This window comes from Ancylobacter polymorphus (assembly GCF_022836935.1).
GTDB lineage: Bacteria > Pseudomonadota > Alphaproteobacteria > Rhizobiales > Xanthobacteraceae > Ancylobacter > Ancylobacter polymorphus_A.
This window is the reverse complement of sequence record NZ_CP083243.1, coordinates 18435-32424: the sequence shown is the minus strand read 5'-3', so window position 1 is coordinate 32424 and position 13990 is coordinate 18435. Positions and strand designations below refer to the sequence as shown.

Here is a 13990-nt window from a genome sequence, read left to right as displayed (position 1 = left end):
GCGCTTGCTTCAATCTCGCAAATGATCTGCGCCTGCCCGACGCGAAGCCACGCGAGCGCATCGGTCTGAACCAGAGCTGGCGCCAACCAGGTACTTGAGGTGACGCTAGAGGACGAGGACGCGCTGCGCATCGTTCGCTATGCTCGCGACCACAATTCATCAATCGGACTTCGGCCGGCTGCCGCCGATACCGGACAAATCGATGCGGATGCCCGCCTTGTTCGGATCGACAGGTTCTGGGCGAGCCGGTCCCACCGGTTCCGGCGTGGCCGCTTCGTTCCGATCCGCGTCCGCCGACGCCGGGACGGCGAGTTTCACGTCGCCGGGATCGGGTTCGCTGAACACCGCCTTGCCCTCGAAATTCCCGGTCTTCCAGGCATCGAGCGCGTCGTCGAAAGCCTCGTCGACCGCGTTGCCGTACCATTTGGTGACGATGCGGTAGACCTTGGCGAAGAGCTTCGTGCCCATGCGGATGTTGGCGCAGGCGTCGACAAGATCGGGCTTCAGCTCCGAGACGTCGCCCACGCCGAGCCCGGCCGGATATTGCGTGATCCCGACGCGTACGACGGCCTTGCCGACATGCTGCTGCACGAGCGCCATCGCTTCGTCCGGCGTGCTCGGCCGAGGCACCAACACAACGCGGTTTCCGGAGCGAACAGTCACGGCCAGCGGATCCGGCGAGCCTGCCTTTGCGATGAACTTCTCGACGATCGCCGGCTTCAGGCCGGGATCGGCACATTGCTGGATGAGGGCGACATCGACCATTGAGAACTCCCTGTTCATCGGTTGAAGGCGGTGACGAGCGGCAGGTCGAAAAGACGCGCCCAGGCGATCGTGCTGGCATTCTGGATGGCCATGATCGAGGTGCCGGCGGTCCACCAGCCATTCCCGGCGGCGACGATCGCATCGGGCTTGTGCAGCATCGACTGCAGGACCGGCCAAACGACGAGCTGCTCATAGCAGATCAGCGGCGCGATCCGCCGGCCGCCGAGCTCGACGGTCGGGTTGGCGAAGAGATGCGCCCGCGCGCCTCCGGCCTGCCCGACCAGGCGACGCCAGGGCTGCCACATCGAGACCGGAACCGGCATGCGCTCGCGATAAAGGATTCCCGCCTCGTCCGCCGAGATCGCGACGAGGACGTTGTCATAACCCTGCGGGTCGATGACGGCGGCACCGGCGATCACCGCGGTGTCGTTGGTTGCGAGCGCTTCGCGCCAGAGCTGCTCGACGCTCGGCGTCCAGAACCCGAGCGCGCTTTCCGGGAGCACCACGATCCTGGCGCCCCGCTCTCCAGCCCGCGTGACCGAGGCGATCAGGTCGCGCTGCCGCTCGAGCGTGCCGTCGCGTCCGAGGCTCTGGCCCATATCGAGGTCGACTCCGCGAACGCCGTCCGGGAGCGGCGGCGCCGTCCATGTCACGGCCGACCAGAGCCAGATTCCGCCGAGAGCGATCGCGGCGATCGGCCAGGCTCGCGTCGTCATCGCGATGAGGACGACCGCGGCGGCCGCAAGTCCCCACCAGCCCCATCCGGGAAACAACACGCCGGCGGCTGTCAGCGGATGCGCCCAACCCACGATCCCGAAGGGCGGCACCGCCATCAGCGCGGACGCCAGCAGAAAGCGCGCCGCCCTCCCTCCTCCCGGTCGACTCGTCCAGAGCAGGGTATTGACGGCGACGAAGGACAGGGACGCGACGAGCCAGAGGAACAGGCCTGGCCAGATGTCGGAGCCGTAGAAGTTCGCGACGCCCTGCGGCAGGCCGCGCGACGCCGCAAGAAAGTAGGCCGCCGCGACCAGCGCCGCGACCAAGTGGCTGCTCGCCAGCGCCCATAGCGTCGGGAAGAGTGTCGCGAGCGGCAGCGCCAGCGGCTCGCCGCTCCAGCCGATGACGCCGACCAGCGCGGCGATCAGGACCAGCGCCAGAACCCGCGCCATGTCACGGCTCGAAGGTGAGGAGCGGGTGCGCGCGGCCGAGTACGCCGCTGGCCGGGATCGGCCCGAAATACCGTGAGTCATAGGAGCCCGCGAAATCGGAGTGGAGAAACAGGAAGCCGGGCGGCACCAGCCTTCCGCCGAATGGCGCGAGCGGCCTGCCCGCGGCGTCTCTTGGCTGAACATCGGAATGAGGGATCGGGCGCCCGTCGACCGAGACGTCGGCGCCGATCGCGATCGCCTGTCCTCCCGTCGCAACGACCGTCTTGATCAGCGGGCTGAACCAGCCTGGGCAGAGGCCGCGGCCGAGATAGCCGCGCTCGCGTGCCAGGCGGAAGGCGGCGCTGTCGGGCGGGCAGATGAAGACGAGATCGCCCGCGGCCGGCGGCCGGTCGAGCGGCTCGATTCGCCAGAGACCGAGCGGATAGCTGCGCGTGAGATTGAGGCGCAGGCCGCCGAACCAGGCGATGCCGGCCAGCATGATCAGAGACGCGACCGCGGCCGGCACAATGAGGATGGCGCGCCGCCTCACTGCTTCATCACCGGCGTCTGCCGCTGGCTCTGGCGCAGGGTTTCGGCCTGCTTCAGCGTCGCGGCGGTGCGCTCTTGGGCGGCGAGCTGCTGCGCCGTCCGCATGGTCGGCCAGGCCTCGGCGAGCTTCTGCCGCTCGCCCGGAGCGAGCCCGTCGGCCGCCTTGTCGAAGATCTTGCCGGCGGGTTCGCGGGCGGCGTTGGTGAGCAGCGTGCGCTCGCCGAACCGCTCCGCGATCGCCTTGTTGAATCCATCGATCTCGCCCTTCACTTCGCGGTTGGAAATCGCGTAGCCGAGCGCGGCCGGCAGGTCGTTGCGGTCGATCGCGTCACGCACCCGCTCGAGGACCCGATGCGCCGCCGGCGACAAGGCCGGGATGTCGATCGAGACGCGATGGCGCAGCGCCTGCTCGTCGGCCTGGAGCTTCTGCACGGCCGCCTCGCGCAGGTTGAGATAGCGTTCGATGTCCCGCTTCAGCGCCGTGACATTGAGCTCGGCGACGCGGCGGTCCTCGCGATCGGCCTTACCGGCGAGCAGCCCGGTCTTGCCCTTCAGAGGGCCGAGCGCCTGCGGCTCCGACACCAGCCGGTCGAGTGCCGTCTTGGCCGCGGTCGGATCGGACAGGACCGCGTCGAAATTCATGGCGCGGAACGCGGTCTCCGGATCGGCGAAGACATAGCGGAAGCGGGTCGAGACCTCGTCCCACTGCTTGGTGACGGCAGGATTGGCGCGCAGCTTCTCCTCGACCGTGTCCTTGATCGATTTGGTGAACAGGGTGACGCCAGCGACCATCGCTGCGGCCTCCTTCGGGCTATGTGTCTGACGGGGATCGAACAGGCCGAGACGCGCGCCGATACCGCGCAGGCGCTGGGCGAGATCGGCGAACTTCCGTTTCTGCCGGACCGTCCAGTCGACACGATCGCGCAGCAGCGTGCGGGCGACATTGACGATGTGCAGGCCGCGGTTCTCGGCGAAGCGAAGCGCCTGCCGGTAGAGCGTGCCGCGCTCGTAATCGAGCGTGGTCTCCTTGGCATTGCGCCGGGAGAGGACCTTGGCGAGGCCGCCATTGAAGGCGAAGGAGCGACGCCCGTAATAGAGCGCCATGTCCTCACGGTGTCGGGTCAGCGCGACATAGGTCAGGTGGCGGTCGAGCGAGAGCGAGGCGAGGACCTTCACGCGGTCGACGGTAGCGCCTTGAGCCTTGTGGATCGTCGTCGCATAGCCGTGGTCGAGATTGCGATAGACGTGCTGATCCACCGTCACCTGCCGGCGCTGGTCGCCCTCCCCGATCGCCGCGACGATGCGGTTCGGCGCGGCCTCGACGACCTTGCCGATCATGCCGTTCTTCACGCCGAGGGCGCTGTCGTTCTTCAGGAAGACGATCTGGTCGCCGACATCGAACCTGCGCACGCCGTCCTCGGTGCGGAACGCGTGCCCCTCACTGAGGAGCCCGCGCTCGACCAGCTTCTCGCGCGCCATCGTGTTCAGCATGCGCACGTCGCGGCGCAGATGCGCGAGGATCAATGAGCTCCTGGCGGGATCGTAGTCGCGGTTCCAATCCGCGATCAGGCTGGCGACCGCTTCGGCCTTCAGGACCGAACCGAGCACCCTGCCCTGCTGCTGATAGGCCGAGAGCGCCTCGGCGATCCGGCCGCGCGCCAGATCCATCGATGCGGCTCGCTTCCAGTCCTCGCGTTGGCGATAGATCGTCTCCAGCTCGGCGTAGCCGATGCGCTCGACGACGGCGCGGAACGCCGCGCCCGCCTCGATCGGCTGCAGCTGGTCGGGATCGCCGATCAGCACTAGCTTCGCGCCGGCCTTCACCGCAGCCTCAACGAAGCGGGCCATCTGCTTGGAGGCAATCATGCCGGCTTCGTCGAGCACGAGGACAGTGCTGGAATCGAGCGTGTCCCTGCCCTCCTTCCAGCGCAGCTCCCAGGACGCCAACGTGCGGCTCTGGATGCCCGCTTCCTTCTCGAGACCCTCGGCCGCCTTGCCGGCGAGCGCCGCGCCGACCACGCGATAGCCGCCGACTTCCCAGGCCTCGCGCGCTGCCTTCATCATGGTGGTCTTGCCGGCGCCGGCCCGCCCGACGACGGCGGCGATCCCGCCCGGTTTGGTCACATGCTCGATTGCCGTGCGCTGCTCTTCGGACAGCCTTTCATGTCGGGCAAACACCTGCTCCAGCACGCGCTCGCGCACGCCATGTGAGCTTCGCCCGGAAAGCCAGATCGCCTGCCGCGCCATGCCGGCCTCGACACGGATGAGCTCGCGCGTCGTATAGCGCGCCGGCAGTCTCTCCCCGGTCGCGAAGTCGACGCTCTCGCGCTCGATGCGCAGGAGCTCCGGGCTCTGGAGAATGCGCGCCATCAGCTGCTGGAAGGTGCCTGCATCGTCGACATAGCGATGCAGCACCTTGACGATATCGCGCTGGTCGAAGACACTCTTCTCCGAGGAGAGAAGATCGAGCACTATCTCCGGCCGAAGCAGAATGCGCCGACGGTTTTCGGTGCGTTGCGCCTCGAACAGCTTCAGCCGTTCGAGATCGACCGCCTCGCCCTCGCGCGTCGACTTGCGCTGGATCGCTTTCGCGCCGACGCCGATATGCGTGGTCGGCACCAGGTCGATGCCGCGCTCGGCATAGGAGCGCCCATCGACGCGGATCTCCAGACCGGCGAGCGCCAAATGCTGGTTCTGCAGGTCGAGCCAACCGTTGCGCTGCTCGAGAAACTCGGTCTTCTCGCCCGACCAGAGCCGATAGACGATCTTGCCGGCCTTGTTGCGCAGCACCTCGCCGTCCTCGCCGATGACGGGGATTCGCTTCGGGCCGAAGCCGTCCTCCGTCAGTGGCCGCAGCGTCGTCATCAGGTGGACATGCGGATTGCCCGGCTCGTCGTGATAGACCCAGTCGGCGACCTGCCCGCGCGCCAGCACCTGTTCGAGCACGAACTGCCGCATCAGCGCGATGTTTTGCTCCTTGGACAGCTCCACGGGCAGCGCGATGATGAACTCGCGGCCGAACTGCGCGTCCTCGCGCTTCTCGAACGCCTCGACCCTGTTCCAGAACGCCTCCACGGCGCCGGCGACCGAGCGGTCGGCGATCAGCGCCCTCGCCCATTCCGGCGCGTCGGCCGGCAGCAGGAATTCCTCATGGGCGAGATTGCGCTTGTTGGAATAGTCGACCGTGCGGGCCTCGGCCTCGTATTCCATCCGGGCGCAATGGCGGTACGCGGCCGACAGCACGGCGCTGCGGCCATTGCCGCGGCCGATGAGCTGGGGCGTGAAATGCGTGATCGCCACGGTGACGGCGTCTCCCGGTGAAACCTCGAACAGCGTGTTCGTCGGGAGAGGCCGGCCCCGCCAGGGCCGGCGCAGGACGTCGCGGCAGCGACGTATTACTGCGCCCTTGGATGCCGCTCCTTCGGAACGGCCGGGATGATCTCAAGCGGCGTCGGCTTCGCCGACTAGCTTTTTTACTAGTCGCCGCTGGCGCTCATCCGGGGAAAGCTGGGCCTCAACCCAGCAGAAACCGGACAGCGGAAGGTCAACCGGAATGAAGAAGCCGTCGCGACAGATCAGGGAGGAAATCGCCAGGCTGCAGGACCAGTTGCGGCAGGCCGAAACCCGCGAGGCCGAGCGCATCGGCCGGATCGCGCTGAAGGCCGGCGTCGGCGAGATCGAGATCGAGGAGACGGCGCTGCTCTCGGCCTTCGAGGAGGTGGCGAAACGGTTTCGCGACGACGCCGGCGCATCGACCGGGAGGAAGGGTGGCGCTGGCCGGCAGCCAAATGGCGGGGCGTCCACGACGCTCGCAGCTGGCGCGGCTCCGGGCGGCGATCGCGAGGCTTGAGCGCATGCGCCGGTCGAGCTCATCGGACGCCCGCAAGAAGGACACGCGCGAGAAGATCGAGCTCGGCGGGCTGATCGTGAAGGCCGGGCTGCGCTACGAGAAGCGCGCCGTGCTGCTCGGCCTGCTCATCGATGGGCATCACCGCATCGGCGACGACGATGGCGAGCGTGCGCGGCTCAGCGCTATCGGCGCGGACGCCTTCGGGCGCGATCATGAATAGGCTGCTGATCGCGATGATCCAGGTGGTGGTGATGGTCGCCGTCGCGATCTTCACCGCGGGCGCCGAGCACTGGCTGGCGGGCTTCGGCAAGACCGAAGCCGCACGCCTGATGCTCGGCCGTGCCGGGCTTGCGCTCCCCTACGTGCTGTCGGCCGGAGTTGGCGTGATCCTGCTCTTCGCGGCGGCCGGCGCGATCGCCATCCGGGCGGTCGGATGGGGCGTCGTGACCGGGAGCGCGGCCGTCATCGGCATCGCCACTATCCGCGAAGGCGCGCGGCTGGCTGCTCTGGCGGACCGCGTGCCGGCGGGGCAATATGTGCTGGCCTATGCCGATCCGGGAACGATGATCGGCGCGGCGATCGCGCTCGTTTGCGCGATGTTCGCGCTGCGCGTCGCCATCAGGGGCAATGCCGCCTTCGCCGCGGCGTCTCCGCGCCGGATCAAGGGCCGGCGCGCGATCCATGGCGAGACCGACTGGATGCGAATGGAGACGGCTGGCAAGCTGTTCGGGGACGCCGGCGGCATCGTCATCGGCGAGCGCTACCGGGTCGATCGCGATTCCGTCGCCGGCATCGCGTTCCGCGCCGACAGCCGCGACAGCTGGGGCAGCGGCGGCCGCTCGCCGCTGCTCTGCTTCGACGGCTCGTTCGGCTCGTCGCACGGCATCGTCTTCGCCGGCTCGGGCGGTTTCAAGACCACGTCGGTAACGATTCCCTCGGCGTTGAAATGGGGCGGCGGCCTCGTGGTGCTCGACCCCTCATCCGAGGTTGCGCCGATGGTGATCGGCCATCGGCGCAAGGCGGGCCGCAAGGTGGTGGTGCTCGACCCGGCCGATGCCGCCACCGGCTTCAATGCGCTCGACTGGATCGGGCGTTTCGGTGGGACGAAGGAGGAAGACATCGTCGCCGTCGCGACCTGGGTGATGACCGACACGGCGCGCCAGGCCTCCGCCCGCGACGACTTCTTTCGGGCGTCGGCGATGCAGCTTCTGACCGCGCTGATCGCGGACGTCTGTCTGTCGGGTCATACGGAAAAGAAGGACCAGACGCTCCGGCAGGTGCGCGCCAATCTCTCCGAGCCGGAGCCGAAGCTGCGGGAGCGGCTGACCCGGATCTACGAGCAGTCGGGATCGGACTTCGTGAAGGAGAATGTCGCGGTGTTCGTCAACATGACGCCGGAGACCTTTTCCGGCGTCTACGCCAATGCGGTGAAGGAGACACACTGGCTGTCCTATCCGAACTATGCGGCCCTGATCTCCGGCCACAGCTTCACGACCGACGAGCTCGCCGACGGCGGCACCGACATCTTCATCGCGCTCGACCTGAAAGTGCTGGAGGCGCATCCGGGACTGGCCCGCGTCATCATCGGCGCGCTGATGAACGCGATCTACAATCGCAATGGCGAGGTGAAGGATCGGACCCTGTTCCTGCTCGACGAAGTGGCACGGCTCGGCTTCCTGCGCATCCTGGAGACCGCGCGTGATGCCGGCCGAAAATACGGGATCACCATGACCCTGCTCTTCCAGTCCATCGGGCAGATGCGCGAAGCCTATGGCGGCCGAGACGCCACCTCGAAATGGTTCGAGTCCGCCTCGTGGATAAGCTTCGCCGCGATCAACGATCCTGAGACCGCCGACTACATCTCACGGCGCTGCGGCGACACCACCGTGGAGGTCGACCAGCTCAGCCGCTCGTCGCAGATGTCGGGCGCGTCGCGGACGCGCTCGAAGCAGCTGGCGCGCCGCCCCCTGATCCTGCCGCACGAGGTGCTGCGCATGCGCGCCGACGAGCAGATCGTGTTCACAGCCGGCAATGCACCGCTTCGATGCGGGCGGGCCATCTGGTTCCGCCGCGAGGACATGAGGAGCTGTGTCGGCGAGAACAGATTCCACCGGAAAGAAGCGGTGCGATGATAGACGGCGATCGTGGGATTGCAGCCTCGGTGCGATCGATCGACCTGCTGCAGGGAGGAGCGCGTTGAGACGGCTGCGCATCGGCGACATGGAGGTCGAGGACAGTGCCGGCGACATCAGCGAGCGGCTGTCGGAGGCGTTCGCCCGGCGCGAACATCCGCTGTGCCTGTGCCAGCAGGATGGCGTTCCGATGTATGTGGCGCGCGCGGGCGGCCGCCATGTGCTGAAGCGGATGCCGGGCAGCGGACCGCGGCACGATCCCGACTGCGATTCTTATGAGCCGCCGCATGCGCTTTCCGGTCTTGGGGCCGTCGCCGGCGAGGCGATCGTCGAGAACGCCGAGGACGGCGTCACCCTGCTCAAGCTCGATTTCAGCCTGTCGAAGCAGGCCGGTCGGACGGCGCCGGCGGCGCGTGAGACGACCGATGCCGGCGCGGTGAAGACGGACGGTTCGCGGCTCTCGCTGCGCGCGCTGCTGCACTTTCTGTGGGAGCAGGCCGAGTTCAATCGCTGGCGGCCGGCCATGACCGGCCGACGCAACTGGGCGGTGCTGCGCAAGTTCCTGCTCGAGGCGGCCGAGGGCAAGACCGCGAAAGGCAAGGCGCTCGCGGACGTCCTGTTCATCCCCGAGATGTTCGATGCCGAGCGCGACGCCGCGATCGCGCAGCGGCGCGAGACATTCCTCAGCCGCGCGATGAAGGCGGAAGGCAAGCGCCGCTCGCTTGCCATGCTGATCGGCGAGGTCAAGGAGATCGCGCCGGCGCGCTTCGGCCACCGCGTCGTGATCAAGCACCTCCCCCGCTTCCCCTTCATGCTGAACGACGACGTTCACCGGCGGATGAACGCGGTGTTCGCCCCCGAGCTGGCGCTCTGGAACGCGACCGCGGAGTCGCATCTTATCGCGATCGCCACCTTCGGCGTCGATGCCGCCGGCATCGCCTCGATCGAGTCGATCGCGCTCATGGTCGCGACCGACCGCTGGCTGCCATGCGAGAATCGCTACGAGGCGGCGCTGATCGACGCGTTGGCGAAGCGCGGCGCCAGCTTCGTGAAAAGCCTGCGCTACAACATGCCGGCGGCGCAGCCGATGGCCTGCGTTGTTCTGCGGCAGGACGGCGCCGCACCGCTCGGCATGTATATCGTGCCCGACGGCGCCGAGGGCGACTATCGGGAGAAGCTGGACGAGCTGATCGCCGAGAGCGGCATCGCGGCCTGGACCTGGAATATCGGCGACGGCGCCATGCCGGAGCTTCCGGCATGACGGGAGCAGTCGCGGTTTCCAGGCGAGCGCGCGACGCTTGCTCCGGCGCGCCATGCCCTCGGCCGAGGCGAGGGCGAGAGGCGGCCGGGCCGCCTCTCCTCTGCGGCTCAGCGGCCGCTCGGCACCAGCTCGGTGGACCCGTAGACGATGCGGTGGGCGTGGAAGCTCACGCCGGTCTGGCACGCGATCCGGTCGATGATCTCGCGCAGGCCGCAGAGGTTCTGGTCGCTCACCTCGCGCAGCGACGGGCCGCATTCGAGCGCGTACCAGCGCTTCGTGCGGGGATCGAAAATCTCCTGCGTCGCCAGATCGATGTCGAGATGATCGAGAAGCGGCTGCGACTGCGAGATCCAGCGGTGCTCGAACTCCGCCTCGATCCAGTAGAGGTCTTCCGAGGCCTGCTCGACGCGCGCGGGATCAGCGCCCTCTTGCAGGCACCGCTTCGCTCCTACTGCGCGCGTCATCAGCTCGATCAGCTCGCCGAGCTTGGCGACGAGCCGGTCGTGTGCGCAACGCGCGAGATCGTTGTCGCAGGCGACACGATTGATTCTTGCGATGAGCCTAAAGCCGTTCAGGCGCGTGAACAGCGAGAGATAGTCGATGTCGGACATGAGAGGTCTCCTTTCGTTCTGACGAAAGGCGGCCGCACCGTAGCCGCGAGGCGTCAGGGATCGCGAAGCGACCGCCTGCGGCGGCGAGCGGGGGAGCCGATTTTGCGGCGGCGCCTCCCGGGCGGCGGCGGAAAATTGGGGGAACCGCGATGTCCTTGACGCCGGAGCGGCGGGTGCACAATGGGCCGTCAGAGAGAGAGGAAAGCCACGGCGCCGGCCAGGCGCCGTGTCCGCAGCCCGCAGAGCCCGCCGGGTGCGCGAGGGTTGGCCTCGCGACGGGGCGCCCGGTCGATCCGGGCGGCGGCGCTTCGGACACGGCAAAGAGCAGAGGCGGCGTGAGCCGCCTCTGCTCTGGATATCAATCCGTGTCCGAGCCCCAGAGCGGATTGTTCACCGGATCTTCGATTGGATCCTCCTCCAATCGCGCCACCGCGAGGATCACCTCCGGGATCGGGCGGCCACCGATGCGGGTCCGGCGCTGCGCCACCAGAATGCTGACGGCCGTCTCGTTGGCCTCGATCGCCCGAACGGCGTCCTCCATATCGTCGTGCGGCTCGAGATTCTCGACCGGGATGACGTCGCCGTCTTCATCGTATCCGCCGTGGAGATAGAGCGGCGCTGTCTCGAGGCGCTTCGCGCAATCCTCCGCGTCACGGATCAGGCGGAAGGCCTCGGTCCGCTGCTTCCAATATTCGGCGCTGCCGCCATCGATGGACGTCACGGTTTGATGTGTCATGAGATTTCTCCTTTCGGTCTGACGAAAGGAGGCCGCACCGTAGCCGCGAGGGGTCAGGGATCGCGAAGCGACCGCCTGCGGCGGCGAGCGGAGGTGCCGATTTTCCGGCGGCGCCCGGCGGGCGGCGGCGGAAAATTGGGGGAACCGCGATGTCCTTGACGCCGGAGCAGCGGGTGCACAATGGGCCGTCAGAGAGAAGAAGAGCCCTCGGCCCCGACCAGGGGCCGCGTCCGTATCCGGCGACCAGCCGGCAGGGTGCGCGAGGGTCGCCCTCGCGACGGGACGCCCGGTCGATCCGGGCGTCCCGTCGCGCGAGATGGATCGTCACCGCATGGCGGAGACCGCGCAGCGGGCTCCGGGAGCGGCGCGTAGCGGCGCGAGTAGAGCCAGACCGCCGCAGGCGGCTCGCCCAGATCTCCCACCCTGTGCGGATCATGGCGCTTGACGCCACCCGGGCCCTTCGACCCGCTCCGCATTCGATCGAGGAAAGACCCGCCACCTTGGACATAGAGTTCGGGTCGGACGGACAGCGCCGGCGAGGGAACCGACCGGCCGGCTCGAGCAGCGATCCTGGACAATGACGGGCCTCGTCGCGAAAGGCGCCGTCGTCGCCACGCTGGTCCTCGCCGTGCTCCATTGGGCATCCCGGGGCGATGCCGAGCCAAGGCCGCGTCCGGTTTCCGGGCCTGTCGGCGACACCGTGACGGCTTCATTTACGTTCTGTGGAAGTGCTCGCCGATTCAACTGCGTGGTCGACGGCGACACGTTCTGGCTCGGGCGGCAGAAGATCCGGATCGCCGACATCGACGCTCCGGAACTCACGCCGCCGCGCTGCGAATATGAGAGGGAGGTCGGCGAGGCTGCGAAGCACAGGCTGCGGGCGCTGCTCAATGCCGGGCCGTTTGCGCTGCGCGCGGGCGTGCGGGACGAAGACCCGTTCGGCCGCAAGCTGCGCATGGTCATGCGCGCGGGACGCTCGATCGGCGAGCGCATGGTCGCCGAACGGCTTGTCCGGCGATGGGACGGCAACCGGCGCAGCTGGTGCGACTGAGGCATCAGCACAATGAATCGGTCGCGCCGGACCGATTCGAAAAACGCGTTGGACGCCGCCTGCGGCGCCGGCGAGACTCCCGGCATGACCCAGAAGGGCAGCCGACCCGTCCATCTTCGCCGCATCGACCCGACGCAGAACATGCGGCGCTTCTACATGCTGGCGATCCAGCCGACGCTGTTCGGCGGCGCCTCGGTCGTCCGCAACTGGGGCCGGATCGGGTCGAACGGCCAGGCCATGATGCAGACTTTCGACGGGCCCGACGAGGCCGGCGACGCCCTGAGCCGCCTCGAGCGCAGCAAGCGGCGGCGGGGTTATCGTGACGCGGATTGAACCGGCCCCATAGGAATGGCCGGCAAGCGAAGCGCTGCCGGCCAAGTGGCGTCACATGGTCTCGTCAATGACACCGGCCGCCTTCAGCCGGGCGCCGTCCATGTGGTCGATGATCTCAAAGTCGTCCGACATCCAGTCGTAGTCGCCGTTGCGCACCTCCTCGAGCGTGGCCCAGGTGCCGTCGGGCCAGAGAACGATGTCGTCGGGATGCGGCTGTCGGCGCTGTGATGAACGGGATCGCGTCATCAGGGTCTCCTCGCGTGCCGGAAAGGGCGAAGGCCCCGCCTTGCGGCGGAGCCCTCGCGTCGCTGCGATCAATCCCGCCGCGGCCGGGACCAGATCAGCTGCAGGCCTTCCTCGCCCTCCACCTCGACCAGGGTGGCGTAGAGGGGCTCCCGGAAGGACGGATCGTCCAGCTTGACCGAGAGGTAGTCGCGACCCTCGTCGGTGGCCCGTTGCCAGGCCGCGCCGAGCGCCGGCTTGGTGCGCCGGTGTCGGTCGCTGTTGTTCAGGAAGCGGGGCTGGATGGCTTTTGGCTCCACCGTCTGCTGCTGCGCGAGGGGATCGCCAGCTACGTCGTGGACCCGGCCTCGATTGCGGTGAATCGTCGTCACCGACGGGCGAAGACCGACGCGGTCGACGGCGACCTTCTCGTGCGCACGCTCATGGCCTGGTCACGAGGCGAGCACCAGGTCTGCTCGATGGTCGAAGCGCCCAGCCCGGACGCGGAGGACCGGCGACGGCTGTCGCGCGAGCGCGGTCGGCTGATCAAGGAGCGCATCGCACATACGAACCGCATCAAAGGTCTCCTGTTCGGCCAGGGAGTGGGCGATTACGACCCGCTCCGCGCGGACCGGCGCACGCGCCTTGCCGCCCTCCAGACTGGAGATGGCCGCCCCTTGCCGGACCATCTCGGCAGAGAGATCAGCCGCGAGATCGACCGTTTGGAGCTCGTACTGTCTCAACTGGCCGCGGTCGAACGCGAGCGCGATACGCTTCTCGCACAAGCCGGAGAGATGGCGCCGGCCCTGCTCGTCCGCCTACGGGGAATCGGACCTGAGTTCGCCTCGCTGTTGTGGCTGGAAGCTCTGTTCCGGCGCTTCGACAACCGCCGTCAGATCGCGGCTTATGCAGGATTGGCCCCAAGCCCGTGGCAGAGCGGCGGCATCGACCGAGAGCAGGGTATTACCAAGGCGGGCAACCCTCGCCTGCGTCATACCATGGTCGAGCTGGCTTGGTTCTGGGTCCGCCATCAGCCCGGGTCGGCGCTCAGCCGCTGGTTCGTCCAGCGGGTAGGCCCAGGGCGCGGCCGGGTTCGACGCATTGCCATCGTGGCGCTGGCCCGCAAGCTCCTCGTGGCGCTTTGGCGCTACGTGACCCAAGGCACCATGCCCGAGGGCGCCGTACTCAAGGCATAGCCTCTTTAGCCTTTCTCATCCTGCGCGCCGGATCGACAACTGGCGAGCTGGATCCGGGTGAGTGGTGACCGCTGTTAAGCCCCCTGGCTGGAACATGCCGCCAAAAAGGATGGTCCCACTCTTCCGAGCCGACGCC

At 68.0% G+C, this 13990-nt stretch carries 14 protein-coding genes and 1 pseudogene; 7 read left to right on the top strand and 8 right to left on the bottom strand.

Annotation, left to right across the window (positions count from 1 at the left end):
* Positions 1-159: 159 nt before the first annotated feature.
* The 4 genes from K9D25_RS24505 to traA are packed head-to-tail and all read right to left on the bottom strand — an operon-like array spanning position 160 to position 5762.
* Complete coding sequence (locus tag K9D25_RS24505) at positions 160-765, bottom strand: TraH family protein (protein WP_244451517.1); 606 nt, start codon at positions 763-765, stop codon at positions 160-162.
* A gap of 14 nt (positions 766-779) precedes the next feature.
* The gene (locus tag K9D25_RS24500) at positions 780-1934 is read right to left on the bottom strand and encodes a conjugal transfer protein TraB (protein WP_244451516.1); all 1155 of its coding nucleotides are present in this window, start codon (positions 1932-1934) and stop codon (positions 780-782) included.
* A 1-nt stretch (position 1935) separates the two neighbouring features.
* Complete coding sequence (gene traF, locus K9D25_RS24495; RefSeq protein WP_244451515.1) at positions 1936-2463, bottom strand: conjugative transfer signal peptidase TraF; 528 nt, start codon at positions 2461-2463, stop codon at positions 1936-1938.
* Complete coding sequence (gene traA / locus K9D25_RS24490; RefSeq protein ID WP_244451514.1) at positions 2460-5762, bottom strand: Ti-type conjugative transfer relaxase TraA; 3303 nt, start codon at positions 5760-5762, stop codon at positions 2460-2462. The genes traF and traA overlap by 4 nt, the downstream gene beginning before the upstream one ends.
* Before the next feature lie 253 nt (positions 5763-6015).
* On the opposite strand from traA, the gene traC reads away from it, so the two are divergent.
* The 4 genes from traC (at position 6016) to K9D25_RS24470 (ending at position 9705) form a co-directional block, all read left to right on the top strand.
* Entirely contained in the window at positions 6016-6312 is a 297-nt protein-coding gene (gene traC, locus K9D25_RS24485) for a conjugal transfer protein TraC (protein WP_244451513.1), read from the top strand.
* Between the two features lie 4 nt (positions 6313-6316).
* The gene (gene traD / locus K9D25_RS24480; protein ID WP_244451512.1) at positions 6317-6532 is read left to right on the top strand and encodes a type IV conjugative transfer system coupling protein TraD; all 216 of its coding nucleotides are present in this window, start codon (positions 6317-6319) and stop codon (positions 6530-6532) included.
* Positions 6525-8444: a Ti-type conjugative transfer system protein TraG gene (gene traG, locus K9D25_RS24475; protein WP_244451511.1), complete on the top strand. Its 1920-nt coding sequence runs from the start codon at positions 6525-6527 to the stop codon at positions 8442-8444. The genes traD and traG overlap by 8 nt, the downstream gene beginning before the upstream one ends.
* Before the next feature lie 88 nt (positions 8445-8532).
* Positions 8533-9705: a DUF1173 domain-containing protein gene (locus tag K9D25_RS24470; protein ID WP_244451526.1), complete on the top strand. Its 1173-nt coding sequence runs from the start codon at positions 8533-8535 to the stop codon at positions 9703-9705.
* 107 nt (positions 9706-9812) lie between these two features.
* Here K9D25_RS24470 and K9D25_RS24465 read toward each other — a convergent pair whose 3' ends face one another.
* Both K9D25_RS24465 and K9D25_RS24460 read right to left on the bottom strand, forming a co-directional pair.
* Positions 9813-10316: a hypothetical protein gene (locus K9D25_RS24465; protein WP_244451510.1), complete on the bottom strand. Its 504-nt coding sequence runs from the start codon at positions 10314-10316 to the stop codon at positions 9813-9815.
* A 358-nt stretch (positions 10317-10674) separates the two neighbouring features.
* Positions 10675-11037, bottom strand: coding sequence for a hypothetical protein (locus K9D25_RS24460; RefSeq protein ID WP_244451509.1), 363 nt, complete (start codon positions 11035-11037; stop codon positions 10675-10677).
* A 592-nt stretch (positions 11038-11629) separates the two neighbouring features.
* On the opposite strand from K9D25_RS24460, the gene K9D25_RS24455 reads away from it, so the two are divergent.
* On the top strand, positions 11630-12103 hold the full coding sequence (locus K9D25_RS24455) for a thermonuclease family protein (RefSeq protein WP_244451508.1): 474 nt from the start codon (positions 11630-11632) through the stop codon (positions 12101-12103).
* Between the two features lie 84 nt (positions 12104-12187).
* A complete protein-coding gene (locus tag K9D25_RS24450) occupies positions 12188-12436 on the top strand; it encodes a WGR domain-containing protein (RefSeq protein ID WP_244451507.1) in 249 nt (82 codons plus the stop codon).
* Between the two features lie 51 nt (positions 12437-12487).
* On the opposite strand, the gene K9D25_RS24445 is transcribed toward K9D25_RS24450, so the two are convergent.
* Entirely contained in the window at positions 12488-12682 is a 195-nt protein-coding gene (locus tag K9D25_RS24445; protein WP_244451506.1) for a hypothetical protein, read from the bottom strand.
* 68 nt (positions 12683-12750) lie between these two features.
* The gene (locus K9D25_RS24440) at positions 12751-12978 is read right to left on the bottom strand and encodes a DUF736 domain-containing protein (protein WP_432207986.1); all 228 of its coding nucleotides are present in this window, start codon (positions 12976-12978) and stop codon (positions 12751-12753) included.
* Between K9D25_RS24440 and K9D25_RS24435 the strand changes: the two are divergent.
* Positions 12892-13854 (top strand): annotated as a pseudogene (locus K9D25_RS24435) (IS110 family transposase); the annotation flags it as partial. The gene K9D25_RS24440 and the pseudogene K9D25_RS24435 overlap by 87 nt on opposite strands.
* Between the last annotated feature and the right edge of the window lie 136 nt (positions 13855-13990).

Excerpts from the sequence above, each read along its gene's own strand:
- K9D25_RS24505 (WP_244451517.1), bottom strand. The coding sequence starts at position 765 with ATGGTCGATGTCGCCCTCATCCAGCAATGTGCCGATCCCGGCCTGAAG.
- K9D25_RS24500 (WP_244451516.1), bottom strand. The coding sequence starts at position 1,934 with ATGGCGCGGGTTCTGGCGCTGGTCCTGATCGCCGCGCTGGTCGGCGTC.
- traC (WP_244451513.1), top strand. The coding sequence starts at position 6,016 with ATGAAGAAGCCGTCGCGACAGATCAGGGAGGAAATCGCCAGGCTGCAG.
- traD (WP_244451512.1), top strand. The coding sequence starts at position 6,317 with ATGCGCCGGTCGAGCTCATCGGACGCCCGCAAGAAGGACACGCGCGAG.
- traG (WP_244451511.1), top strand. The coding sequence starts at position 6,525 with ATGAATAGGCTGCTGATCGCGATGATCCAGGTGGTGGTGATGGTCGCC.
- K9D25_RS24470 (WP_244451526.1), top strand. The coding sequence starts at position 8,533 with ATGGAGGTCGAGGACAGTGCCGGCGACATCAGCGAGCGGCTGTCGGAG.
- K9D25_RS24465 (WP_244451510.1), bottom strand. The coding sequence starts at position 10,316 with ATGTCCGACATCGACTATCTCTCGCTGTTCACGCGCCTGAACGGCTTT.
- K9D25_RS24455 (WP_244451508.1), top strand. The coding sequence starts at position 11,630 with ATGACGGGCCTCGTCGCGAAAGGCGCCGTCGTCGCCACGCTGGTCCTC.
- K9D25_RS24450 (WP_244451507.1), top strand. The coding sequence starts at position 12,188 with ATGACCCAGAAGGGCAGCCGACCCGTCCATCTTCGCCGCATCGACCCG.
- K9D25_RS24445 (WP_244451506.1), bottom strand. The coding sequence starts at position 12,682 with ATGACGCGATCCCGTTCATCACAGCGCCGACAGCCGCATCCCGACGAC.